Annotated in this window: 29 protein-coding genes and 3 pseudogenes; 16 read left to right on the forward strand and 16 right to left on the reverse strand. The window is 41.1% G+C overall.

From position 1 onward, the window contains the following. Positions 1-68: 68 nt before the first annotated feature. From V7K73_RS10360 to V7K73_RS10370, 3 genes are all read right to left on the reverse strand, one after another. The gene (locus tag V7K73_RS10360) at positions 69-1,037 is read right to left on the reverse strand and encodes a type II restriction endonuclease (RefSeq protein WP_334879594.1); all 969 of its coding nucleotides are present in this window, start codon (positions 1,035-1,037) and stop codon (positions 69-71) included. An 11-nt stretch (positions 1,038-1,048) separates the two neighbouring features. Beyond that, complete coding sequence (locus V7K73_RS10365; RefSeq protein ID WP_334879596.1) at positions 1,049-2,443, reverse strand: site-specific DNA-methyltransferase; 1,395 nt, start codon at positions 2,441-2,443, stop codon at positions 1,049-1,051. An 84-nt stretch (positions 2,444-2,527) separates the two neighbouring features. Further along, positions 2,528-2,752, reverse strand: coding sequence for a hypothetical protein (locus V7K73_RS10370; RefSeq protein WP_334879598.1), 225 nt, complete (start codon positions 2,750-2,752; stop codon positions 2,528-2,530). A gap of 103 nt (positions 2,753-2,855) precedes the next feature. On the opposite strand from V7K73_RS10370, the gene V7K73_RS10375 reads away from it, so the two are divergent. From V7K73_RS10375 to V7K73_RS10390, 4 genes are all read left to right on the forward strand, one after another. After that, complete coding sequence (locus V7K73_RS10375) at positions 2,856-3,107, forward strand: DUF433 domain-containing protein (protein ID WP_334879742.1); 252 nt, start codon at positions 2,856-2,858, stop codon at positions 3,105-3,107. After that, complete coding sequence (locus V7K73_RS10380; protein ID WP_334879600.1) at positions 3,104-3,436, forward strand: DUF5615 family PIN-like protein; 333 nt, start codon at positions 3,104-3,106, stop codon at positions 3,434-3,436. The genes V7K73_RS10375 and V7K73_RS10380 overlap by 4 nt, the downstream gene beginning before the upstream one ends. A gap of 347 nt (positions 3,437-3,783) precedes the next feature. Further along, positions 3,784-4,032 (forward strand): DUF433 domain-containing protein, encoded by a 249-nt coding sequence (locus V7K73_RS10385; RefSeq protein ID WP_334879601.1) that lies wholly within the window; start codon positions 3,784-3,786, stop codon positions 4,030-4,032. After that, on the forward strand, positions 4,033-4,389 hold the full coding sequence (locus V7K73_RS10390) for a DUF5615 family PIN-like protein (RefSeq protein WP_334879603.1): 357 nt from the start codon (positions 4,033-4,035) through the stop codon (positions 4,387-4,389). It abuts the gene before it with no gap. A 330-nt stretch (positions 4,390-4,719) separates the two neighbouring features. Here the strand turns inward: V7K73_RS10390 and V7K73_RS10395 are convergent, their stop codons facing one another. Further along, a complete protein-coding gene (locus V7K73_RS10395) occupies positions 4,720-4,953 on the reverse strand; it encodes a hypothetical protein (RefSeq protein ID WP_334879604.1) in 234 nt (77 codons plus the stop codon). Beyond that, entirely contained in the window at positions 4,953-5,240 is a 288-nt protein-coding gene (locus V7K73_RS10400; protein WP_334879605.1) for a type II toxin-antitoxin system HigB family toxin, read from the reverse strand. The genes V7K73_RS10395 and V7K73_RS10400 overlap by 1 nt, the downstream gene beginning before the upstream one ends. A 166-nt stretch (positions 5,241-5,406) precedes the next feature. On the opposite strand from V7K73_RS10400, the gene V7K73_RS10405 reads away from it, so the two are divergent. Further along, positions 5,407-5,553: a hypothetical protein gene (locus V7K73_RS10405; RefSeq protein WP_334879607.1), complete on the forward strand. Its 147-nt coding sequence runs from the start codon at positions 5,407-5,409 to the stop codon at positions 5,551-5,553. A 208-nt stretch (positions 5,554-5,761) separates the two neighbouring features. Then, entirely contained in the window at positions 5,762-6,121 is a 360-nt protein-coding gene (locus V7K73_RS10410) for a 4Fe-4S dicluster domain-containing protein (protein ID WP_334879609.1), read from the forward strand. An 11-nt stretch (positions 6,122-6,132) separates the two neighbouring features. Here V7K73_RS10410 and V7K73_RS10415 read toward each other — a convergent pair whose 3' ends face one another. The 4 genes from V7K73_RS10415 to V7K73_RS10430 form a co-directional block, all read right to left on the reverse strand. Then, entirely contained in the window at positions 6,133-6,318 is a 186-nt protein-coding gene (locus tag V7K73_RS10415; RefSeq protein WP_334879611.1) for a hypothetical protein, read from the reverse strand. Between the two features lie 139 nt (positions 6,319-6,457). Further along, positions 6,458-7,036, reverse strand: a complete 579-nt coding sequence (locus tag V7K73_RS10420; protein ID WP_334879613.1) for a hypothetical protein — start codon at positions 7,034-7,036, stop codon at positions 6,458-6,460. 85 nt (positions 7,037-7,121) lie between these two features. Beyond that, the gene (locus V7K73_RS10425; RefSeq protein WP_334879615.1) at positions 7,122-7,616 is read right to left on the reverse strand and encodes a hypothetical protein; all 495 of its coding nucleotides are present in this window, start codon (positions 7,614-7,616) and stop codon (positions 7,122-7,124) included. 9 nt (positions 7,617-7,625) lie between these two features. After that, on the reverse strand, positions 7,626-7,787 hold the full coding sequence (locus V7K73_RS10430) for a hypothetical protein (protein ID WP_334879617.1): 162 nt from the start codon (positions 7,785-7,787) through the stop codon (positions 7,626-7,628). An 829-nt stretch (positions 7,788-8,616) separates the two neighbouring features. Here V7K73_RS10430 and V7K73_RS10435 point away from each other — a divergent pair. From V7K73_RS10435 to V7K73_RS10450, 4 genes are all read left to right on the forward strand, one after another. Beyond that, on the forward strand, positions 8,617-9,576 hold the full coding sequence (locus tag V7K73_RS10435) for an orange carotenoid protein N-terminal domain-containing protein (protein WP_334879619.1): 960 nt from the start codon (positions 8,617-8,619) through the stop codon (positions 9,574-9,576). Between the two features lie 837 nt (positions 9,577-10,413). Beyond that, a complete protein-coding gene (locus tag V7K73_RS10440; protein WP_334879620.1) occupies positions 10,414-10,836 on the forward strand; it encodes a hypothetical protein in 423 nt (140 codons plus the stop codon). A 5-nt stretch (positions 10,837-10,841) separates the two neighbouring features. Next, the gene (locus V7K73_RS10445; RefSeq protein WP_334879622.1) at positions 10,842-10,982 is read left to right on the forward strand and encodes a hypothetical protein; all 141 of its coding nucleotides are present in this window, start codon (positions 10,842-10,844) and stop codon (positions 10,980-10,982) included. Positions 10,983-11,055: 73 nt separating this feature from the next. Beyond that, a complete protein-coding gene (locus V7K73_RS10450) occupies positions 11,056-13,254 on the forward strand; it encodes a sensor histidine kinase (RefSeq protein ID WP_334879624.1) in 2,199 nt (732 codons plus the stop codon). Positions 13,255-13,378: 124 nt separating this feature from the next. On the opposite strand, the gene V7K73_RS10455 is transcribed toward V7K73_RS10450, so the two are convergent. Further along, a complete protein-coding gene (locus tag V7K73_RS10455) occupies positions 13,379-14,176 on the reverse strand; it encodes a dienelactone hydrolase family protein (RefSeq protein WP_334879626.1) in 798 nt (265 codons plus the stop codon). Positions 14,177-14,444: 268 nt separating this feature from the next. Here V7K73_RS10455 and V7K73_RS10460 point away from each other — a divergent pair, with 268 nt between their 5' ends. Together V7K73_RS10460 and V7K73_RS10465 are read left to right on the forward strand one after the other, a co-directional pair. Further along, a complete protein-coding gene (locus V7K73_RS10460; protein ID WP_334879628.1) occupies positions 14,445-14,984 on the forward strand; it encodes a DUF2267 domain-containing protein in 540 nt (179 codons plus the stop codon). Between the two features lie 115 nt (positions 14,985-15,099). Further along, positions 15,100-15,673: pseudogene (locus V7K73_RS10465) on the forward strand (Uma2 family endonuclease). Positions 15,674-15,898: 225 nt separating this feature from the next. On the opposite strand, the gene V7K73_RS10470 reads toward V7K73_RS10465, so the two are convergent. The 6 genes and pseudogenes from V7K73_RS10470 to V7K73_RS10495 all read right to left on the reverse strand — a co-directional run. Continuing rightward, positions 15,899-16,315: an aspartyl protease family protein gene (locus V7K73_RS10470; RefSeq protein ID WP_334879630.1), complete on the reverse strand. Its 417-nt coding sequence runs from the start codon at positions 16,313-16,315 to the stop codon at positions 15,899-15,901. A 7-nt stretch (positions 16,316-16,322) separates the two neighbouring features. Then, entirely contained in the window at positions 16,323-16,532 is a 210-nt protein-coding gene (locus V7K73_RS10475) for a hypothetical protein (protein WP_442936753.1), read from the reverse strand. A gap of 176 nt (positions 16,533-16,708) precedes the next feature. Further along, positions 16,709-17,230, reverse strand: coding sequence for an alpha-ketoglutarate-dependent dioxygenase AlkB (locus V7K73_RS10480; RefSeq protein ID WP_334879632.1), 522 nt, complete (start codon positions 17,228-17,230; stop codon positions 16,709-16,711). Between the two features lie 225 nt (positions 17,231-17,455). Next, a complete protein-coding gene (locus V7K73_RS10485) occupies positions 17,456-17,824 on the reverse strand; it encodes a DUF5615 family PIN-like protein (protein WP_334879634.1) in 369 nt (122 codons plus the stop codon). After that, on the reverse strand, positions 17,821-18,105 hold the full coding sequence (locus tag V7K73_RS10490; RefSeq protein ID WP_251959873.1) for a DUF433 domain-containing protein: 285 nt from the start codon (positions 18,103-18,105) through the stop codon (positions 17,821-17,823). Before V7K73_RS10490 ends, V7K73_RS10485 begins: the two co-directional genes overlap by 4 nt. 85 nt (positions 18,106-18,190) lie before the next feature. Beyond that, positions 18,191-19,532, reverse strand: a pseudogene (locus V7K73_RS10495) (site-specific integrase); the annotation flags it as partial. Positions 19,533-19,842: 310 nt separating this feature from the next. Here V7K73_RS10495 and V7K73_RS29820 point away from each other — a divergent pair. From V7K73_RS29820 to nifE, 4 genes and pseudogenes are all read left to right on the forward strand, one after another. Further along, positions 19,843-20,010 (forward strand): annotated as a pseudogene (locus V7K73_RS29820) (nitrogenase molybdenum-iron protein alpha chain); the annotation flags it as partial. 197 nt (positions 20,011-20,207) lie between these two features. Continuing rightward, a complete protein-coding gene (nifK, locus tag V7K73_RS10505) occupies positions 20,208-21,743 on the forward strand; it encodes a nitrogenase molybdenum-iron protein subunit beta (RefSeq protein WP_334879637.1) in 1,536 nt (511 codons plus the stop codon). Between the two features lie 124 nt (positions 21,744-21,867). Beyond that, the gene (locus V7K73_RS10510) at positions 21,868-22,215 is read left to right on the forward strand and encodes a Mo-dependent nitrogenase C-terminal domain-containing protein (protein ID WP_334879639.1); all 348 of its coding nucleotides are present in this window, start codon (positions 21,868-21,870) and stop codon (positions 22,213-22,215) included. Between the two features lie 106 nt (positions 22,216-22,321). Further along, on the forward strand, positions 22,322-23,704 hold the full coding sequence (nifE, locus tag V7K73_RS10515) for a nitrogenase iron-molybdenum cofactor biosynthesis protein NifE (RefSeq protein WP_334879641.1): 1,383 nt from the start codon (positions 22,322-22,324) through the stop codon (positions 23,702-23,704). The last annotated feature ends 76 nt before the right edge of the window (positions 23,705-23,780 follow it).

The following is a 23,780-nucleotide window of genomic DNA, read 5'->3' on the forward strand; positions in this document are numbered from 1 at the left end:
GACGATTTTTTAGATTAAATGGTGCGATCGCATGATTGAAAACACAATCAATACACTTAAGTACACCTTTATAGACTGCACAACCAACGAGAAATAGATGCAACTTGGTTCTCTTGATTTAGGTTAGCAGCGTTAGTGAGAGTGCCGTTTTCCAATTGATCCCAGATTTCGCCTGCCATCCTTTTAGCGATCGCTGATCCTACGAAAAAAGTCAGAGGTGAATGCCCTACTCTAGAAAATGCTTCACGTATACGATTTAGTGCTGCTTGTGCAGTTTTCCAGTGTTCATCTGCGCCTGCGGGATCTATACCTCCTTTAAGTTCACCAAGGGCGATAACGTATGGCGCAACTACAGATGGTTCAATGGCGCTAGATTTGTTGGCTGTTAATTCTGCTGGGGCTAAGTTAAACAAACATAGATCCACATTACTTCTAACTAGCGGGACAGTCAGGTTATAAATTAGTGTGCGATTACCAATCTCGCCTTCCCAGCTTATTCCTCGTAAAGATAACTCAATTTCTGAGTCATTATTTGTCATGGCTATCCACTTTTTACTCTTTGAGTGTTGCCAGTAGTATTTTGTACCTGCGATCGTGAGAGTGGAGAGAATTGCACGAGTCAGCTTTCTTTGTGCCAACACGCCTCCAACATTTCGCATTGAACCACCAAGTGTATCACCACGAGTCAGCAAAAATCTAAAAACTAATTCCTCTGGAAACTTTGCACCTGCTGGTTCAAGAAAATTTTTTATCAGGCCATTTACAGCCTCTACCTTATCCTCTGACATCAGGTGCGCTAGAGATTTATCAGATAAGCCTGCCGCAGTTAACAATCCCATTTCAATGCCTTTAATATTTAGTAATTCAATAGGACTCTCAGCTTGAGCAGCAGCTTCTTTAAGTGCCCTTGCTTCTGCGACGAATGGCGTAGCACGTCGATTTTTCTCCAGTGCAAGAGCTACAAAACCTGCACGGATTGCTTCATAAGTTGTTATCAGATCATCAATAGATTGAAGATGATTACGATAGGAAGACATAATAATTCGAGTTATGGCTTTTTCCACACATAAACGCACTTCCGCAATGGATCGCGTCCATGATTTCCCATTTGCTGGCTACTATTACCTTTATCACTTGGCAAAACCAGAATATTTTCAATCACAAAACCTAGTTGTTCAGCAAAATCAGAGAGGATCATATCGACTGAAATGCTTGCGCCTGCATAGCGAACATTGTCATTAACCATGAGTAAAAGTGCCCCTGGTTTGAGAACACGAAAACTTTCTTGTATTACACACGCCATCTCATAAAAATATCCTCTAACCATTCTTGGTATATTATTATTATTCAACACACCCTTTGCTTTTTGGTTATCTAGATATTTCAAGATAGCCTGCAACAAATTGTGTGAATCAGCAATAGTTAAAGCTCTTTTCCAGTCTGAGTTTATAGTCAATAAATCTTTGGGGCGATTTTCAACTGTACAACTTAGCATTTCCTGACGAAGGTTAATTAACTCTTTTTCGGAAATACCAAGTAGAGCTAGTTCTAATGCATAAGTGCGAGTATAGTCGTATCGATTGCAATAGGGTGGGGATGTAATAATTGCATCATATACGGAATTCGCTAGGTGCGGCATAATCTCAAAACAAGATCCTCCATAAAGATGTATTTGACCTTGAGAATTTTTAATTGGGAAAAGCTCAATTTGTTGTGTAGAGGGCAGTAAATCATCAATAATTTCACTTATTTTATTGGCGATCGCATTATCAAAATTTAGAATTTCGCCTTTATTGAAAGGTTTCTTGCCCTGTCCACGACCGGAACGATAATCCCAACGGAGGTACTGTCCATCTTTACGTGTGTAACTTATAGATTCTAAAACGCACAGTAAGACAAAGTTTAAAACTACCTGGACTCTATTATTTTCTCGTTTACAAGCTTCAAGATACTGCTCGATTGCATTTCTAGTTAGTTCAGGATAAGCCCCTTTTGTAATTCTCAATTCTGGTAAGTGTTTTTTCTGTTCCTGCTGCTTCCAAACCTGTAACTTTGACCAATATTTTATCCTCTCGAAATCTTCAGGAGTAAATTCATAATCTAAAATCTTTTTAGCATTAATTATTTGTTGACCAATAGGTAATAATTCAATACCGTCAGAATCAATTCCATCTTCCCTAACAGCAAATAGTGCAGTTCCACTGCCTGCAAATGGGTCTAGAACCTTGCCTTGAGTAATTTTATATTGTTGCAATAGATATTCTATAAGGGATGCAGAAAAAGCTTCTTTGTATTTATACCATCGATAGATAGGTCTAGTTTTGTTAGCTTGAAAACTAACTATAAGTCGCGTCAATGAAGGATGAACCAAAAATTTATTTTGGAAGCGCTGATACAGTTGCCTATCAAGGTTGTCAATTTCACCTAAACCTTCATTTTCCACCTCGGACACGGTACTGGAGACACTTACTAGGCTGATCACAGAGAAATTTTCCTAGAGAATTTAACTAGTCAAGTTAGTATAGTTCTAAATTTTAGAGGTAGATATATGATTAGCCCAAACTTTACAAAAAGTCACTGTATATTTAAGAATGATGTGCGAGATGCACAAGAAGTAGATTGTTTTAGCGATGTCTGCGACGGGCTGTTCTGTGTCGCATGAAACTGTTACTACCTCAATTAACAATCCGGCTATCTTGCCCAAATCCCGATGATTGCGTGTTAATAAAACTACTTTACGAGATAGTGCCATGCCGAATAGGCCGTCATAGACATCGCAGTAACACTAAGCTTCGTTGCACCGCGATGTGAAGCTGTTCTAGACTTAGAAAGATGTTATGCAGTTTATAATCACCATGAGCTATCACGATATTATTACAATTGAGCCGGACAAGCGAGGTGGTAAACCTTGCATTCGACGGATGCGAATTACCGTGTACGATGTTCTCGGCTGGTTGGCAGCTGGTATGTCTCATGGAGAGATATTAGACGACTTCCCTGAATTAACAGAAGAAGACATTAGGGCAAGTTTAGAGTTTGCTGCTGACCGTGAACATCGTTTAGTTGCTTCTCTACAAGACGCTACGCAAACGGTAGGTGGTGTTTGAAGCTGCTTTTTGATCAAAATTTGAGTCGCAAGCTGGTAATTCAATTAGCAGACGTTTTCCCTGATTCCAATCATGTTCAGTTTCATGGACTGGAAGTGAAGACTGATACTGAAATATGGGAATTTGCTAAAACCAATGACTTTTGTATCGTAACTCAAGATGTAGACTTTGCCGAAAGAAGCCGTTTGTACGGTTCTCCGCCTAAAGTTGTATGGCTACGTTGCGGAAATGCACCAAAAAAACAAGTTGAATCTCTACTTCGTTCTGGGGTAGAGGTAATTCACGAGCTTTTGAATAATCCAAGTCTGCATTGCTTAGAATTGTACTAAAGCTTTGCGGGGGATTGTGTGTGATATGCACAAGAAGTAGAGCGTTTTAGCGATGTCTGCGACGGGCTTCGCATACGCCTTTATAGATTATCTGTGAGATGCACAAGAAGTAGACTGTTGTTGCGATCGCCCTCCATACTCAATAAAATTACAGCAAGCAACATCACAGACGAAATTTGAACTTTTCCTACCATAACTTGAGGACTAACAGTGAAGTTGAGCGGCTGCTAGCATCCTTCGCAACCCTACAATGAGCTTTCGTTCGCCGCATTGAAATTATTAGGTTGCCGACCACTGAACAAGATTGTTTATGATAGTTGTAACTAGATGGCACAAGAAAAGGAACTATGACAGATCAAGAACTATTGAATCGGATCGCAGCTAACCCGAAAATCATGGTAGGTAAGCCATTGATTAAGGGTACACGCCTTACAGTTGAGTATATTCTGAATCTGCTTGCACACGACGCGACAGTAACAGAAATTCTTGAAGAATATGAAGGTTTAGTCGAAGCAGATATTCGAGCTTGTCTTTTGTTTGCATCCCGGTCACTAGAAAGTACCAGTTTTATGCCACTACCTGTGGAGATGGTATAGATGCGCTTACTGGTAGACGAGTGTACTGGTGTGGTTGTGGCGCGTTGGCTTCGCTATCAGGGGCATGAAGTTTTCTCTGTTTACGAGGAAGCACGAGGAATTGATGATGACCAGATCATTCAAAAGGCTTTTGCTGAGAACTGGATTCTGATTACTAGTGATAAGGACTTTGGTGAGAAAGTTTACCGAGATCAACGACCTCATAGAGGTATTATTCTCCTTCGTCTTGGGAATGATCGATCTGCTAACAAGATCAAAACTCTACAGCAGTTATTAGAAAATTATTCTGATCAGCTATTTGACAGCTTTATTGTTGTCACTGAAACACAAATTCGCTTTGCAAGAGCGCAGGATTAATTGGGTGGGCGTAGCCCCAACTTGACAACACGCCACTGTATATCTAGCGATTTCGTGTGAAATGCACAAAAAACAGCCCCTTGGAACGATGTCTGCGACGGGCAACTCTTGGAGACGCTCTTTGCGTTCGCCTACGCCCTGACTCGACAATAAACTAGGCGATGTCTACGACGGGCTGTTCGGTGTCGCATTTAAACCGTCCAATTCTCAATTAACAATCCGGGTACTTTGCCCAAATCCCGATGATTGCGCGTTAATAAAACTAATTCACAAGATAGTGCGATCGCCTTCACTAGACAACACGCCATTGTATATTCATACTGGGTGAAGTTAAGCGATCGCCTCTAACTCAGGAATGTGTTCAGTTTCGTAGTTTTCAATTAAAACACCGATAACTTCCATTAGAGACGCGAGTGGATGCGTCTCGTCTTCACCAACTTGATCGATGAGACAATCAAGGATCTCAACTAAGCGTTCATATTCGTCTTCTGTGTGAGGAACAAAGACGTTTTCGGCAATGGATGACCAAGCAATAATGGTTTGATCTAGGTTTAAGCTTTGCATTATTCCTTCCACTTTCCTTTATCATATTCTGAATGCGTTAACACAGCCCGAATGTAGACTTTTTGGCGGTTGTAGTGAATTGCGGCAATGAGTCGAACTTTGTTACCACCAATATTAAACACTGTCAATTTACCAACTTGATCTGCTGAGGGAAACATTTCACGGAGTTCTACAAATGAGGCAAACTCATTTCCCTTAACCAATCCATACCACTGAGCCAAGGCGTTATTTGTATCTGGATAAAGTTTAGCAAATTCATTCAGCCGTTTACGAGTAATAACGTGCATCTTAAAACCCCTGATGTCTTAATAATAGCGATGTCTGCGACGGGCTGTTCGGTGTCGCCCTGACTCGACAATAAACTAGGCGATGTCTACGACGGGCTGTTCGGTGTCGCATTAAACTGTTACTACCTCTATTAACAATCTGGGTATCTTACTGAAATTCCGATGATTGCGTGTTAATAAAACTAATTTACGAGATAGTGCGATACACCCCGTCGTAAACATCGCAGTAAAAGAAGTAGACTATTGTTGCGATCGCACTAACTTACAAGGTTCAGCACAAGGACGTAATGAAGCATCAAGCAACCTGCTGTAAAATATTTTGTACCTGTTTGGCGATCGCTAAATCCTTAAAACCGTTCCCCTGGAAGGGATTTACTATGGTGCATTTAGTGATCGCTCTTATCCAAGATTAATCATTCGTTCTGTTTGCGTAAATTATACGCTGACAAATCTTTTTTGTCCAAATTTCAATAATAGTGTTAATTATTGAAAAGTGTTGTACTTAAAGTTGAAGGAAATTTATGAGTAACGAAAATCCAAATAACAGGCTCAATAAAGAGAAAGTTAAAAAAGCGGCGCAACATCCCAAGCGACCGGGAGAAAAATGCCAAGCAAAGCCTAACCAATATATACCCATCATCAATCAGAATAAGTGCGAGGGGAAACGAGACTGCGTAGAGGTCTGCCCTTACGACGTTTTTGAGGTGAGGCAAATTGACGATGAGGATTTCAACAAACTATCGTTTTTTGGAAAGCTCAAAAGCCGCACTCATGGAAGAATTACAGCTTACACACCGCGTGCCGAGATGTGTCTGGCTTGCGGATTGTGTGTCGTTGCATGTCCTGAAAAAGCAATTACCTTAACGAAAGTGATTTCTTAGCGATATAGGTTTTATCCATTTTCTTTAAGCTGAACGCTAGTATCCCAGTTCAAGTTAGTTTGTATAAAAATATCTGCGATCGCACCTTCTCCTTCCAAAATTCTAACCCCAGCTTTTACCCCCAACTGAGGATGAGAGCCTACGGCGAATATTGCAATCTGACTCAGCAACGCAGTATAACCAATTTTCTTGTGCAACCATTACAACGCCAGGGGTTGGCTTGATTCGAGCAAGTTTGGGACTCGATGATTAAGCTGATTACAACAGTCCGCTCCAAAAAAGGATAGCGTTTTCATTGATATTTGCCAAGGAAGTTTGAGCAATCATTATTAGGCTTCAGTCTGGAAAAGCCAGACCAGTCATAGGGTCACGAATATACAACCCTAGCGTGAGACTACGCATCGCTTCATCCCAAACGGGTATTAATTGTTCTGCTTGATCTGCCCAATAATCGAATGTAATCAAGCACTGAATATTTGACCCCAAAGCAATGCAAGTCCGCGAAAAAGCCTCGCGTGGTTCTTCCTGAGTGTCAATGAACTTCATCTCTGTCCAGACAATTTTGGCGGTTTGGCGCTTGACGGTAATAATTTCTCCCTTAGCAATGATGTTGCGGCTGTCGTTTTCCAGGACTTTCTTCAAGGTAGATTTTAGCGGAAACTGGCTCCAATCATTGGGTGGCAGAGGATTGAAAGATACTTCCAGACAGCAATCATCGTTAGGCGGGTTTTTATCGAGGAACTTGAAGGATTTTTCTTGTGGCTCAAAAACCCAATCCTGGGGAACATTGAAACGAACAGCCCCGCGATTCGCAACAAATATTTTATAGCCTGATGGAGATTCCCAACGATGATCGGGCTTTAGTTCAAGGGTTTCTTTAATCCACTGGAGATTGCTTTTTTTACGCTTTGCCATAGTGTTTTTGCCAATCTGCTGAAGAGGGCGTCGCTCACTTTGTTAATATTAAAACACAAAATAACATATTGCATAGCGTAACGTTTTATTCCTTTGGACAAGCATCAGACACACCATAAACATAGGTAGCTTTGTATTCTTTTGTTTCATTTTTACGAGCAGATCCAAGTTTAATTTGCTCGTTAGTTCTGACAAATACTCCTTCTACCCATTTTTTGGATTGGGTGCTTGCCCTGCGAACAGATAAGTGATCTATGGGAATAGTGTTATCTAATTCAATTGAAACAATTCTGCTTCCATTCCATCGGATAACTTGGGGTGGAGCAAATAGATAGATAAAGTTAGTATTGGAGCCTGATGGTTGTACAACGATGCGGTCAATAACTTTAGCGGGTCTAATAATCTTTCGGCTGAATCGATCAGACAATTCAAACTCTGCAACATCAGGAAAATTACCTCCAATCATCAAAACCTGCTTGATCAAATTTTGGCTGGGATCAAGCATGACAGCACTTAACTCAATTTGGGTAATTTCATTGTCGGCAGAGATTTTAAAGCGTCCCCTTGGAATACCATTCATACTCAAGGTTCAACCATCCTCAGTTTTGTAAGGAAGTTTAATTTGAGGCAGATTTAAAGTAACTATTTGGTTCTCACATTTTGCCGCCGTAAGAAAGTACTTACTGGCTACAACGACAACAATTGTTGCAATTGCCGCAGCAATAATCACAAGTGGACTTTTCCGCATCATTTTTTATAATCTTAGTGCCAGCAAACACTATTCTATACAACCTGTTTTAGGCATCCACAGAGGATTTACGGTTATTAGGATGGTAATGGTGATGTTCTGCTTGTGTTAGATATTTGGAATGTTTGAGATCATAGTGCCTTGCGACAACGCACCCTACTTAAGAGGTGCGATCATACTTGAAGCTAAAATAATGAACTCATGTTACGCAAAAGAATTGAGCCAGAACTATCCCCTAAGTAAAGGGCGATCGCAAAAAATTTGTAAGTTGGATTTTACTAATAAACAAACCGAGGGCTTGCATTAGATGGATTTAACTTTATTTAGCCCAATCTCCGGCTAGAGATAAATCTGTTGCAACACATACAGTAATTTAAAAAACTAATTTAATCAATTACCAAATTCTATTTTTATTGCCAATAAAGTTTAAAATGCCGATATGTTTATCTCCAAAGACAGACACTATCTAGCTAAATGTGTTCCCTGAGAAAGATGTCTTTTTCAAAATCTTACTTTTGTTAGACTATGAATTTAAAAATCAATCCTATATATACATTTCATTCAATGATATTCATCAGATAAATCTTAGAAATTTTAGTCTTTTGTTAACGTTGAGCAGCTATGATGCAAGAGTAGTGAATGATAATGATTCGGATTTAGATATCTAGGGATAATTGTCTCATCCAGGAAAAATCTGACTTTTCACGATATCTGGAAAACCTCACTTCTATAGGAAAAATGCCCTTTTATCACCCAAGCTGCAAAATGTAGCTGAAAGCAAAAGCAAAAGCAAAAGCAACTACTAAATAGGTAAATCTTCAAGGTAATAACCATGAGTTATACTATCGAATCCGCACGGAATATTTTTTCTAGCACTCAAGTGGCAGATGCTGTTCCAGCCACTACAGCAAAGTTTGCTGAACTCAACATTGACGATCAGTTGGCATTTCTCTGGTATGCCTACGCTGAACTAGGTCGTACAATTACTCCAGCTGCTCCCGGAAAAGCAAATCTCCAATTAATGGAAGGTATATTTAACCAAATTAAGCAGATGTCTCATGAAAAACAAACGCAATTAATGAGAGATTTAGCGAGTAATGCTGACACTCCTATCAGCCGTTCTTATGCATACTTTGGTGTTAACGCTAAATTAGGATTTTGGTGGCAGTTAGGAGAGTGGATGAAACAGGGTATCGTCGCTCCTATGCCAGCTGGGTATCAAATGTCAACCCAAGTTAAAGCAGTATTAGAAGCTGTTCAGAAAATCGATCAGAGTCAACAAATTACTGTACTACGCAATACTGTAGTAAATATGGGTTTCGATCCGTCTCTGGCTGATAACAAACAGGCACAAGTTATAAACTTTAACTTCCCACGTGCATCTCTAAGTCCCGAATTTACTATTGAGGGAGTTACAGAACCAACAGTGCTGAAATACATTGAAGCCATGAATGCAGATAACTTTGAAGCTGCTGTTGCTTTATTTGCTAACAATGGTGCGCTGCAACCACCCTTCCAAAAACCAATTGTTGGTCGAGAAGCGATTACTTCTTATCTACGAGATGAGGGACAAGGGTTAGTGATGAAGCCAACCAAAGGCGTTTCGGAAATTATCGAAGATGGTTATACACAGCATAAAATTACTGGTACGGTCGAAACTCCTTGGTTTGGAGGTAATGTTGGGATGAACATTGCTTGGCGATTTTTACTCGATCCTCAAGGTCAAATTTACTTCGTAGCTATTGATTTACTTGCTTCTCCCAAAGAACTGCTTAACCTAACTCGCAAGTAAAATTTCTTTATCTTAATACAAAAGGAATTGCCCTTGTTTAAGATGATGTTTTAAAAGGTTTTTTTGCTCTCATAGTTAGCAAAACATTGCATTTTAATACATAGCTAAAATTTTAATTTGGCGTTGTACTTAACCCAGGCACAACTGAAAAATTATAACTTTCGGGGCTTTTAAAACATCCTCTAAGCGCCATAACGATCACAGGGCTATTTCATTCTAAAATGTGACGTTTTCAAAGTCCCTCTCCCAGACTTGGGAGAGGGATTTAGGGTGAGGGCAAAAACTACGGTTCTCAACTTAAATCGCATTTAAATTCTTATTTTTCTGAAAAAGATTCCTAAATACTGCCGTAAAAATAGAATGAAATAGCCCTGATAACGATCATCAAATAAAATCTCAATTAATGCTCGGTTCATCTAGAACCGAGCTTCGGTCAAATGTAGATAAACTTCGCCTTTAGTTAGCAAAAGAAGCTCTTACTTTCTCAAAAAGCCATTTGACTTACTCATTTTGGTATTTTCCGCAAGTAAAACAAGCTTTTACTTTCTCAAACCCCAGTTTGCTTTCTCATTTTGGTATTTTCCGCAAGTAAAATCAGCTTTTACTTTCTCAAACCCCAGTTTGCTTTCTCATTTTGGTGTTTTCCGCAAGTAAAATCAGCTTTTACTTTCTCAAACCCCAGTTTGCTTTCTCATTTAAGTAGTTCGCGCAATCTGCTGTAATAATCCCTGTGTATCAAAAACTATTGCAGATTTGCCAGAATTCTCTCAGGCTGATCTATACGGAAATAATTTAAGGTAAAGAATATTAACCGTACTGGATTCCCAGGTGTAGATCGTGGCTCGAAGAAAAAGAACTTCCGTAGTGTTAGAAAAAGCAGTGCGTCGTGCGGCTAGCATAAACTCAATTGATCCAAGGTTAGATTTAGGCAATGGACTTACCTTATCTGCCTTCTCAACTCTGATTGAGACGATGCGATCTAAAGAAAATGCTTACAACAGTGCTCTTTCCAGCTTGGATAAATTGTATCGTGAAATGCTGGAAACAGAAAACGAGTTGGGAGATATGACAGAACACATGCTGATGGCAGTTGGGACTCGATATGGCAAAAGCAGTGTGGAATACGGTATGGCGGGAGGAGTTCCTAAGAATCAGCGTCGTAAGGGGCTACGAGGCGAACCGTCAACTCCCCGTACTGAGCAAGTATCATTTGTTGGGAGCGTGGAGGGCAAGAATGGAAATAAAATGGTAGCGACATAACATGTATGCTAGCACTCAAAATTTTGTCCAAGCCAAATAATTGCGACACCGAACAGCCCGTCGTAGACATCGCTGTTTTATCAAAGTATTTATCCATTAGTAGTGGCGCAGCACAAGCCACCCTACAGCTTGACAAAAAAAATTAAACAAAGGTAAGGATGTGTGGGCATCTTGGGAACTATAGAAGGAAATCAAATTAGCATCAACTTCTAGTTTCCAATGAAAATTCACTATCCTTCCAAAGGTAAAGCGTTCCCATTACAGATTGTTCTTGTTGTTCCTTTCCTTATCCAAATTTTTGGAGCGGTTAGTTTAGTGGGTTATTTGTCCTTTAAAAATGGGGAAAGAGTAGTTAACGACTTGGCAGAGAAGTTGATGGATCGTACTAGCGAGGTAGTGGATGAACATTTGAAGTCTCATCTTTCCATTCCGCCAACCCTTAATCAGATCAATGCAGATGCTATCCGCAGGGGAATATTGAATGTGCGCGATCGCCAAACCCTTGGCAAGTATTTCTGGGATCAAATCCGGGTGTATGACTTTACTTATATTGGTATCGGATTAACGACGGGTGAGGGGCTAGGAGCGGCTCGTTATGATGGCAAAACGATCACTATTGATGATTGGACTGCCAAGCCTCCAAACAATGTCTACACCTACGCTACCGACGATCAAGGCAATCGGACTCAGGTCAATGATCGCTGGACTTGGGAAAATTCTAAAGAACCTTGGTATACTCAACCCATCGCCGCAGGTAAACCTATTTGGTCAAAGATTGTAACTGGAAATTATCCCACTGGCCCTTACATTGCCGCCTCTGCCAGTCGTCCGATCTATGATTCGCAAAATCGCTTACTAGGAATGATTGCCTGCGATATTCATTTGCTGAAACTGGGCGATTTTTTACGCAGTTTAGATGTTAGTCAGTCTGGGCAAGTATTCCTTTTAGAACGGGATGGTATGTTAGTCGCTAGTTCCGCTACAGAGAAGCCTTTTACCCTCGTTAATCAAAAAGTGCAAAGATTGCTAGCGATCGACAGCCCCAACCCAATGATCCAAAACATCGCTAGACACCTCCAAACCTTCAACGGGTTTAAGTCCATCACTCATCATATAGATTTTAAGCTTGAGGTGCAAGGAAAACACCATTTTGTCGATGTTGTACCTTGGCGTGACAAGTATGGCTTGGATTGGCTAGTAGTAGTAACTGTGCCAGAAAACGTATTCATGGCGCAAATGGGTGCCAACACGCACACTACGATCGCGCTGTGTTTTGGCGCATTAGTTGTTGCCTCAGCGATGGGCGTGTTCACCTCTCATTGGATTATACGCCCAATTCTGCGCCTGAATTGGGCAAGTGAGGCAATGGCATCTGGCAATTTAGCTCAGACAGTAGAAACTAGCCGCATTCAAGAACTTAATACCCTGTCCAACTCTTTCAACCACATGGCAGCGCAACTGCACGAATCGTTTACTGCCCTAGAGAAAAGCAAGGAAGAACTAGAAGATCGGGTAGAAGAACGCACCACTGAACTCAAAAATGCATTAAAAGAATTGCAGCGCACTCAATCTCAAGTTATTCAAAGTGAAAAAATGTCTAGTCTCGGACAACTAGTTGCTGGAGTTGCACACGAAATTAATAATCCAGTCAACTTTATTCATGGCAACCTTACCCATGTGCAAGAATATACTCAAGATTTATTAGCACTTGTGCAGTTGTATCAGCAGTATAATTCTAATGCTGCTCCTAAAATTCAAACCGCCATTGAAAACATGGATCTGGAGTTTTTGCAAGGAGACTTGCCGAAAATGTTGTCTTCTATGAAAGTAGGCACCGATCGCATTCGCCAAATTGTACTATCGCTGCGGAACTTCTCCCGCATGGACGAAGCGGAATTTAAAAGCGTCGATATTCATGAGGGCATCGACAGTACCTTGATGATTTTGCAACACCGCCTCAAAGCTAAACCAGAACAACCTGAAATTGAGGTAATCAAAGACTATGGCAATGTACCTCTAGTAGAATGCTGTGCCGGACAACTCAACCAGGTGTTTATGAATATTTTAGTGAATGCAATTGATGCGTTAGAAGAAAACAATGCCTTGCATACTTATCAAGAGATTAAGAACAATCCCAGCCGAATTAGGATTCGCACATCGGTAGTTAATTCAACGTGGTTAGAAGTGGCGATCGCTGATAACGGAGTCGGTATTTCTAAAGAATTTCAGCAACGAATATTCGATCCTTTTTTCACTACCAAACCCATTGGCAAAGGAACTGGAATGGGTATGTCTATCAGCTACCAAATTATCACAGAAAAACATGGCGGCAAACTTGAGTGCTTCTCAACTGCTGGAGAAGGAACCGAGTTTATCATTAAAATTCCTCTCCAGCTAAAAGCTCATAGAGTGGTTTAACTTAATACTAAATCAGGGCGCTCATGTTGCCCACCCCACAAGATATTGATAAAATTTTGATATGCAAATTAGATGTGTTTTAGCTTACGAGCCAGTGATGATTATTTGCGCCCACTTACTTATATCACAAGTTGTTTTCAAACAGTTCTAGAACATGTTGCCAAGCATCGGGAGCAGCTTCTGAGTTGTAACTTGGATTCTCGGTAATGAATGGGTACTTATCTTTGAAAAATCCGGCAAAGAATCCATGCCCTGCATCGTATCGGAATATACGATGATTTATTTGATATTTTTTTAATTCTGTCTCAATTTTCTCGTTTTCTTCCTGGGAAACTAATGTATCTCTTGTGCCAAAAAATGCATAGATAGTACCTTTAATTTTTGAAGTATGATTAATGGTTGGAGTCTCTTCACCATAACTAGAAGTAGTAATCCCACCACCGTAGAACGAAGCTGTTGCTTTGATATCGGGTAAAGTTGCAGCTATGTAAGCAACATGACCGCCAAAACAGAAACCAATGACACCAATTGCATTATCCTTGACATTGGGTAAAGTTTTGACGTAGGTAATGGCAGCTTGAATATCGCTTAATATCTCGTCATACTTAACTTGTTGATAGTATTGCAAGCCAAGCTGATAGGCTTCTGGACTATAGCCAGCATATTCTGGGCTAAAGTCAGCCTCAAAACCGGGAGCAAGACGTTGATACATCGCCGGGGCTATTGCTACGTATCCTTGTTTGGCGATTAATTCAGTAATATCTCGAATATTACGATTGATTCCAAAAATTTCGGGAAAAACTATAACCGCGCCAAAGGTTTCGTTTTGTGCTGGTTGAGCTAAGTAAGCGTCGATTTCTAAGTCATCGTTGGGTACTTTGACATAGTTCGTGTTAATTTCGATGTTTGTTGTTTCTAGCATCTTTGTTTCGGCTGATTTTATACCAACTCATTTATTCTGACTGGTTTTCGACACAGACGAACGGAAACATCAGTTGTATTGCTCTGCTCAATAAAGGTAAATCACTTACCCTCAACCATGACTTTACACCTATGAGCAGATCAGATAAAGTTCTAACTTTTGAATAGATACTATCTCAAACTTCTGGAAGATTCCAAGGGTTTTTGATTTGTGCGACCTTAGATAAAGTAAGCATAAACACTCAAAATTAATAACCAGAAGAAAAACAATGCCCGATCAAAGTTTTAGAACAAACATTCCAGAAGTTGACCCAACGGAAATTGAAGATACTCGAACTGCGATCGCTGATGAACATCACTCATTTCTTGAAAAAGTCATGGTTCGAAGCGGATTTGCAGATTTGTATGATGCAAGAGACTTTACCGAAGTTGTGTTTCGCGTCATGCGCGACTTAATGACTACGGACACAATCGATCGCGTTGAGGCAGAACTGCACACAGAGGCTATACCTACAGATGAAAAAGCACTCCAATTTGAAGTGGCTGAACTCTGGAAAGACACCAATCCCCTGGTAAGATTTTTAAGTCGAATCCGTCAACCTTTAACAGGCCCGGCTCCTATTGGAATTGATTCTAAGCTATTTCTGACGCGGGTTGCGAATGAAGGAGGAGTTCCAGGAACAGTCGAGGCAGAACAGGCAGTTAAAGCGGTATTTTCTGCCACCAAAGACGAACTTTCCCAAGAGCGGATTCAGGAAATTTCTGGCACGCTCCCTGATTATGTACGTGAGCTTTGGGAGCAAGCTTAATTAGAGGTATAGAAAAAGTGAAGTCTGTTTGCGAGTAGCGATCGCAAACAGGTTTTCTATATAATAGGTTTACCCTACAGCAAACTCTGTTAGCTAATGCGATCGCTTACGACCTATGATTTCTACCATCTCGCGCCGCTACACCTTGGATGAATATCGCGCGATCGCAGAAAAAGCCGAAGGACGCAGCGAATATCGAGATGGAGAAATTGTACCTATCCCTGGAGGAACGCTCAAACACAGCCGCATCAGTGGGAACATTCTGACCTATTTTAGTACTGTGCTGCGCGATACTCAATTCGAGCCAATTAAGAGCGATTTAAGGCTGTGGATTCCCGAACATAGATGCGGGGTATATCCAGCCAGATGTGATGATTTTTGACGGCGAACTCCAACTAAATGCTGAACGTTTAGATGAAGTCTTAAATCCCACGCTGATTGTTGAAGTTCTATCTCCTTCCACCGCAGATTACGATCGACTCAATAAATTTCGGATGTATCGATCAATTGCGAGTTTTAGCGAATATTTATTAGTCGAGCAGGATGAGCCTTTTGTTGAACGCTACAGTAAACAAGCTCAAGGTTGGTTGCTTAGTGAATTTAGCGGCTTAGAGCCATCAATTCCGTTGGATTCAGTTAGTATTCAATTGCCAATGACGGAAATTTATCGCGGCGTTGTTTTTGAGTAAAATAGCTCTGGCTTTTTTCGACAACGCACCCTACAGGAGGGATGCGATCGCATTAGGGAGCATCCCAATGCAAGCTTAAATCTTTTCCCTCACCCCCAGCCCCTCTCCCATATGAAGGGAGAGGGGAGACATAATTCTAATTCCCCTTCTCCCAAACATGGGATTCGGGGTTAGGGGATGAGGGCAAACACAAAGTTTTTGCACCTGACGGGATGCTCCCTCGCATTACGACTGTGGACACACATCAAATACCAGTTGTGAACCATAGAAACACACATCAAACTCCAAAAAGAAGTTCATACGTCCTAGCAACAAAGGTACATCATTAGACAAACTCCACGCAAAAACTAAGCGAACAGGCTCAAATGATCCAATCTGAGCAGATACAAGCAAACCTCTTGCTTCAACGGGAGCCAAATTACCAGCCAACGTTACAGAAACCGTCTGTTCTTCCCAAATTGCGCCTAGTTGGATACCAATACTATATGGCAGAACGCTAACGCTTGCTCCAGTATCTAACAAGCCTGAAACATCTACTGATGAGTTACGATAGGTTAATATTAATGGTAGCTTTGGCAGCGCATCAGGAACACCAAATGTATCGTATCCCTCTATAAAGGAAAATCTTTGAGGATTAACCATTGTGCATTTACTCGTCTGACTCTAGTAGTTGAGCCAGTTGATGTGCAGCTGCGTGGGAATTAAGTGGCGACCAAATAGGGTAAGTTGCTCCTTGCTCTAATGATGGTTCGTCATCCCTAGATAATTCTGAAACTAGAAACTGCATCACTTTCAGTTTGTCTGCACGAGTTAAATTTCGCAGGGTAGAAAATAGCTCTACGGCGTTCATAATTGTCATGCTGGAGATGAATCAACATTTCTATCTTTCCACAAATTTTATCAGGCTGCGGTATCAGCTTTGTAAATTTGAGATCGTGCTGCATTGCGCTTTGCAGTAACGCACCTTATGGGAGGGATGCGATCAAAAGTGCGATCCCTTGCTGATATGATGTTGCATCGCGGAATTGTTAACCTTCATTTGACTATTAACCTAAACGTAAGACTAATCCGTTCCCCAACTTCCGGCGCTTTCAGAATTGCGTGAAGCCACTGCTCTTGAATTTCATTCGACATATAAAGAAGTGAGCCATTAGGCAATGGGTAGCTGAACTTTATAGACTTCTTGTGCTTATGACGGTATACGATTGAGCGCACAGACCCTAATGAAACAATTGCCACACCCGTTCCTTCGGCAAGCTCTTCACTAGAGTCAGAGTGAAAACCCATAGAAGAGTTGCCATTCGGGTAATAATTTAGCAAGCAATTATTTGGAAAAAAACCAAGAACTCCATGTATTTCCGTGCAAACTTGCTGTATCTGGCTAGGCATGGAAGTTTGTTTATACGAAATTTGAGAATAATTATAGGAAACACCGAAACTAGCAGTCTTGCGAGATTTCATACGCTCATCCCAAGAAACAGACTCTTTGATGTGCTGAAATAAAGCATCGGTTGAGTGGATAAAATCCGATTTGAGATAGATAGCAGGTGCGTCCATAATGAAGGGGTTGACTATATTATTACATTATGCATAATCTTTCTATATAACGTTTATATTTTGGCACTATAGAAGATTTTCGTCGATCAACTACCGTTGTCGCAAAGCGCAACCCAACACATCGATTTTATGAGCATATTTAACTACGCTTATAAAGCATTTCCATTGCGCGATCGCCTGGTAATTGCTGCGATAATTTCTACACTAGCGATCACTCTACTATATTTATATTTCTCCAGGATAAGCACTGAGAAATACCAATTGATTTATCATCTCTTCGGCTGATTTAGCTGCCATCAGCTTGAGTACTCTTCGCATTTGTTCACCGATCGAGTAATCTTGCGATGAAATTATAATCCCTGTATGACTACGTTTATCTTGTATGTATATGCTGTGCAACTGGCAAAAATCACCAACATTGAATGTGTATAAAACTCTTTGCAGTTCAGTTGCTAAAGTCAGTTGTTCCTTATCGCTAGAACTAATCGTTTCAACCTCACCAACACTTTTAACATCTACTCCCCTTGCTCTCAATGCTTTGATAAATCGCTGATCCATTGAGTCTTCATCAATAAATAATCGAATTGGACTCATATTGCTTGCCCCATTTCTGTTGCTAATCGCTTATAATCTGCTTTTTCAGCAGAAATATATGCCTCAATTTCTTCTCGATTAGCATGATAATAAGTTAGAGCAGCATAAACTTGTACGAGATTTACATTTCCCATCCGTTCAGCAATTTCTTCTGCATTCAGCCCAAGCTTGTACCAAGCTGTGATGCGTTGAACAGAAACTCTAGTACCAGCAATGCGGGGACGACCCCCTAAAGTTTCAGGTGATTTAACAATCAGTGTTCCAATGTCAGTAGCAGACATAAATATTCTAATGGGTTTATTTGGATGATTTTTCACCCATAAATCATAGCAAATTATTTAAATTTGGTATAAGTTATCAGTAAGTTTAACTTTGTTTATAAACCATTTCCATTCTCAACTTCTCAATCTCTAATCTCAACTTCTCATTCTCCATCCTCAATTTAGCATTCTCCTCCCTAATCAATTCAACTTCATTCCTCTTACTCAAAGCTTGATTAATCGCCAGCTTCCGCATATCGAGCGAAAACCAACGCTGATAAGTTTGGGTATGAACCTGCACACTATGTCCCAAATTATCCGCAGCCGCTTTGATTGGTATCCCCAAAATATGCGCCCGAATTGCCCAAGCATGACGCAAATCATACGGTTTAAAATCCAATCCTATCTTACGAAACCACCAACTAACTCGCTGGGTTAATGCCGTTATCTCAGCATGATTTGTGTTATCTTTTTTAGCGATCGCACCCCTCAACATCTCTAAATATTTCGGATTTCTCAAATCAAAATCTTCAACCCATTGCTGATATAATGGTAATGCTTGTCTCTCCCCAGTCTTACAATCTTTATCAACTTTCCATGTAAAATCTAGATTTTCTGGACTCAACCACCAAGCAATATCAGGATTAATAAAAAGTTCCCGTGGACGTAAACCAAAAACTGCTAACATCCCATAAGTCCAGCGCCAAAGTTGCCAGCTATCTTGAACATTTTGATTAACTTGATTACCTCTATTATGTTGGTAATGTTCAAACTTGATAATTCCCTCAGATATTTCCGCATCTGTCGGTATATTTCGGGAATTACTCTCAGGCATTTTAGAATATTTAGATAAGTCAATTTCGATATTGAATGTTAAGCAAAATGCAGCGATCGCCCTAGCTGCATTATACTTAGCCCATTCCTTATCAATTTGTTCAATTGAACTGATCAAATTTGGGGCGATCGCTAAATCTTTAGGATTCGTAAATCGCTTGGTTCTGGAAAAATAATAAAAAAAAGTATGCTCGCTTTTAGTTGTGCGTTTATGAGTTTTAAAATACTCAGTTTCAAATTCTTCGAGTAATTCTCCTATAGTTTTAAATTCTTTTCTAATTGCTTCATTTCCTAAATATTTATCATTCCATTCAAAACTTTTACGAGCAATTAACTTTCCTAATTCATAAGCTTCTTCCTCAGCCGTCTTGAGTCCATCTAAATTAGCGGGAATATTCAAACTGAGATTGTATTGCTTTCTCCCTGTTCCGTTACTATCCTTGTCTCCCGGCTTAATTGGTAACGTTGCCCGTAATTGCAGACTTCCATTTGATTCTCTAATTGTCACCTTTGCCTTTGCAGACTTCAAACGCAGATTAACCTTCTCTAATTCTAGTAGTCCTTTCGTTCTCATCATGCGATCTTTGTTGGTGTGATTGCAGAGATGAACACAAACATTGGCTGAATAGAATTCGCATAGCTACACAAGCAAAACTCCACCGACGCAGGTTAACCTATGGTACTGCTACGCCCACAAACTCTAAATTTTTACCTAGTCCGCGTAGGCGGACGAGAGTTTGTGTAGCCGCGATTTCTAATCGCCCTGGCTCAGGACAACATTTAGATGATGCTTGAGTCCTGAACGTGGTTATGCATCGCTGTTTTTAGCCTATATTTAGCCTAAAAATAAATGTGTTATCAGGGAACAATGCTTATTGCTGACACTGTTTACTGCAAACATTAGGCTGTTGAAAAAAATTAAACCACAAAAAGGATTACTCCGGTCCTTATCACGGTTATGACGGCTTCGCCATCTTCGCACGCGACATGGACTTGGCACTCAACAGCCCAACCTGGGGATTAATTGGCGCTCCTTGGAATGAAAAAGCTAACGCTAAGAAGGCTGAAGCTAAGGCTAAGGCTGCCGTTTAGGGAAATGGGAGAGTGAGATAAGTAAGGATAACCTGGGGCTAAAACCCCAGGGGGGAGTTGAGAATACAAAATTCAAAATTGAAAGATTAAAAATTCATTTTGATTTTTGCATTTTGAATTTTGAATCATATTCCCACTCCCTATCCCCCACTCCCACCTCAATTACTAAAGAATTCAGTAACCTTGGAGATCCACAAATGCCTCAGAATCCAGAAAAAATTCAAGATCACGTCGAGTTATTCCACCAACCAGAGTATCAACAGCTATTTGAAAACAAAAAGCAGTTTGAAAATGGTCACGATGCCGAAGAAGTAAAACGGGTTTCAGAGTGGACAAAGGGTTGGGATTATCGGGAAAAGAACTTCGCTCGTGAAGCATTAACCGTTAACCCTGCTAAAGGCTGTCAACCACTAGGAGCAATCTTTGCTGCTGTTGGTTTTGAAGGTACTCTACCTTTCGTTCAAGGTTCTCAAGGTTGCGTTGCTTACTTCCGCACCCACTTAACCCGTCACTACAAAGAGCCATTCTCTGGTGTATCTTCTTCAATGACTGAAGATGCAGCCGTGTTTGGTGGTCTGCAAAACATGATTGACGGCTTGGCGAACTCTTACCAACTCTACAAGCCTAAGATGATCGCTGTCTGCACCACCTGTATGGCAGAAGTAATTGGTGATGACTTGCAGTCTTTCATCAACAACGCCAAGGAAGCTGGTTCAGTTCCTCAAGATTTCCCAGTACCCTACGCTCACACTCCTAGCTTTGTCGGTTCCCACATCACTGGTTACGACAACATGATGAAGGGAATTCTTTCTAACTTGACCGCAGGTCATAAGAAAGAAACCAGCAATGGTAAGATCAACTTCATCCCAGGTTTTGACACCTACGTAGGCAACAACCGGGAAATCAAGCGGATTGCTTCCCTGTTCGGCTTTGACTACACAATTCTAGCCGACAACAGCGACTATCTGGATTCACCCAACACAGGTGAGTTCAATATGTACCCAGGTGGTACAAAGCTAGAAGATGCAGAAGATTCAATCAATGCGAAAGCTACGATCGCTCTGCAAGCACACTCTACCCTCAAAACCCGCGAGTACATCGAAAAAGAGTGGAAGCAACCAACCTCAGTTTGCCGTCCTTGGGGTATTAAGGGTACTGATGAGTTATTGATGAAACTCAGCGAACTGAGTGGTATACCCATTCCCGAACAATTGGAAATTGAACGCGGTCAAGCAGTTGATGCCATGACTGACTCCCACTCATGGATTCACGGCAAGCGCTTCGCTATCTACGGCGAACCAGATTTAGTATACAGCGTTGTTAGCTTTATGCTAGAAATGGGTGCTGAACCTGTGCATATCTTGGTTAACAACAGCAACGAAGTATTTGAAGCAGAAATGAAAGAACTGCTTGCTTCTAGCCCCTTTGGTAAGAATGCAACTGTTTGGGGTGGTAAGGACTTGTGGCACATGCGATCGCTGTTGTTCACCGAACCAGTAGACTTCCTGGTTGGTAACACATACGGTAAGTACCTGTGGCGCGACACCAAGATTCCCCTCGTGAGAATCGGCTACCCCATCATGGATCGCCACCACTTACACCGCTACGCCACCATTGGTTACCAAGGTGTGATCAACCTCCTCAACTGGACTGTAAACACCCTGTTTGAAGAAATCGATCGCAACACCAACATTCCTTCTAAGACAGATATTTCTTACGACTTGATTCGTTAGAAATTGCGTAGAAACACAACGTGTTAATTAAGGGCGGAAATAATTCGTAATTCGTAATTCGTAATTCGTAATTATGAATTATTTCCCCTTTTTTCTTGATAGCATTTACCCAAGGTATATATAGATGGAAACCATCAATCAGACTCACGAACATACTCACACTCATCCTCATCCTAATTACCATCCACCTAACCAGAAAAAACAAGGGTGGTTCAACAATCTTCTTAATCCGTTGCGCCGTGTAGTGGATGGAATTGAGGTTAAAAATAATCGCATTGCTCATCTAATTTGTCAAACAATTCCTTGCTGTTGTCCCTTTGAACGGCAATTTAAATTATTTGGGCGGTCTATTGATATTCCACCACTGTGTAAACTCAATCCTTTATATGACGAATTTGTGGGATTGCGTTTCCGCGCTCTATCTTACCTCGCTGATGTATGTGGAGAGGATGTCACGAAATATATTTGTTAGTCATTAGTCATTAGTCATTGGTCATTGGTCATTGGTCATTGGTCATTAGTTGTTAGTTATTCAAATGACAAATGACAAAGGACAATTAACAATTAAGAGAAGAGAGATGAAAACCACCCAAGGCAAAATCAACGAACTGCTGACTGAGACAGGATGCGAGCATAATCAGCACAAACAAACAGAAAAGAAAAACAAGTCTTGCGCCCAACAGGCACAACCTGGCGCGGCTCAAGGGGGCTGCGCCTTTGATGGTGCAATGATTGCTCTAGTGCCGATCGCAGATGCTGCTCATTTAGTCCACGGGCCGATAGCCTGTGCTGGTAATTCCTGGGGCAGTCGTGGTAGTTTGTCGTCTGGCCCGCAACTCTACAAAATGGGCTTTACCACTGACTTGGGTGAAAATGATGTCATCTTTGGTGGCGAAAAGAAGCTTTACAAAGCGATTCTAGAACTCAAAGAGCGCTACCAACCAGCAGCAATATTCGTCTACGCCACTTGCGTTACAGCCCTAATTGGCGATGATATGGATGCTGTCTGCAAAGCGGCGGCTGATAAAATTGGTATTCCTGTTGTTCCCGTCATTGCACCAGGATTCATCGGCAGTAAAAATCTCGGCAACCGTTTTGGTGGTGAAGCTTTATTAGAATATGTTGTCGGCACAGCAGAACCGGAACATACAACGCCCTATGATATTAACTTAATCGGTGAATACAACATCGCCGGGGAAATGTGGGGAGTAACACCACTGTTAGAAAAGTTAGGCATCCGTATTTTGTCTAAAATTACGGGCGATGCTCGCTACAATGAAATTCGCTACGCCCACCGCGCCAAGCTCAACGTCATGATCTGCTCACGAGCCTTGGTAAACATGGCGAGAAAGATGGAGGAACGTTACAACATCCCTTACATTGAAGAGTCTTTCTACGGCATCGATGATATGAATCGCTGTCTGCGAAACATCGCTGCTAAATTAGGCGACGCTGATTTACAGGAGCGGACAGAAAAGCTAATTGCCGAAGAAACGGCTGCTTTAGATTTGGCACTGGCTCCTTATCGCGCTCGACTCAAAGGTAAGCGGGTTGTCTTGTATACTGGTGGTGTTAAGAGTTGGTCGATTATTTCGGCTGCTAGAGACTTGGGTATTGAAGTTGTTGCTACCAGTACTCGGAAAAGTACTGAGGAAGATAAAGCCAAAATTAAAAAGTTGATTGGCAACGATGGCATCATGCTGGAGAAAGGCAACGCTCAAGAATTGCTACAACTGGTTAAAGACACCCGCGCAGATATGCTGATTGCTGGTGGACGTAACCAATATACAGCTTTGAAAGCTCGAATTCCTTTCCTTGATATCAACCAAGAACGCCACCATCCTTATGCAGGTTATGTGGGAATGATTGAAATGGCGCGGGAACTGTACGAAGCTCTCTATAGCCCGATTTGGGAACAAATACGCAAGCCCGCTCCTTGGGAAGAAGAGGAAGTAGTTTAATGGCAACAACATCAAATTCTCATCTTCTTCTCTCTGTGTCCTCTGCGTACTCTGTGGTTCAAAAAAATCATTTTTC

Origin of the sequence: Nostoc sp. (assembly GCF_036916975.1) — a bacterium.
Lineage (GTDB): Bacteria > Cyanobacteriota > Cyanobacteriia > Cyanobacteriales > Nostocaceae > Nostoc.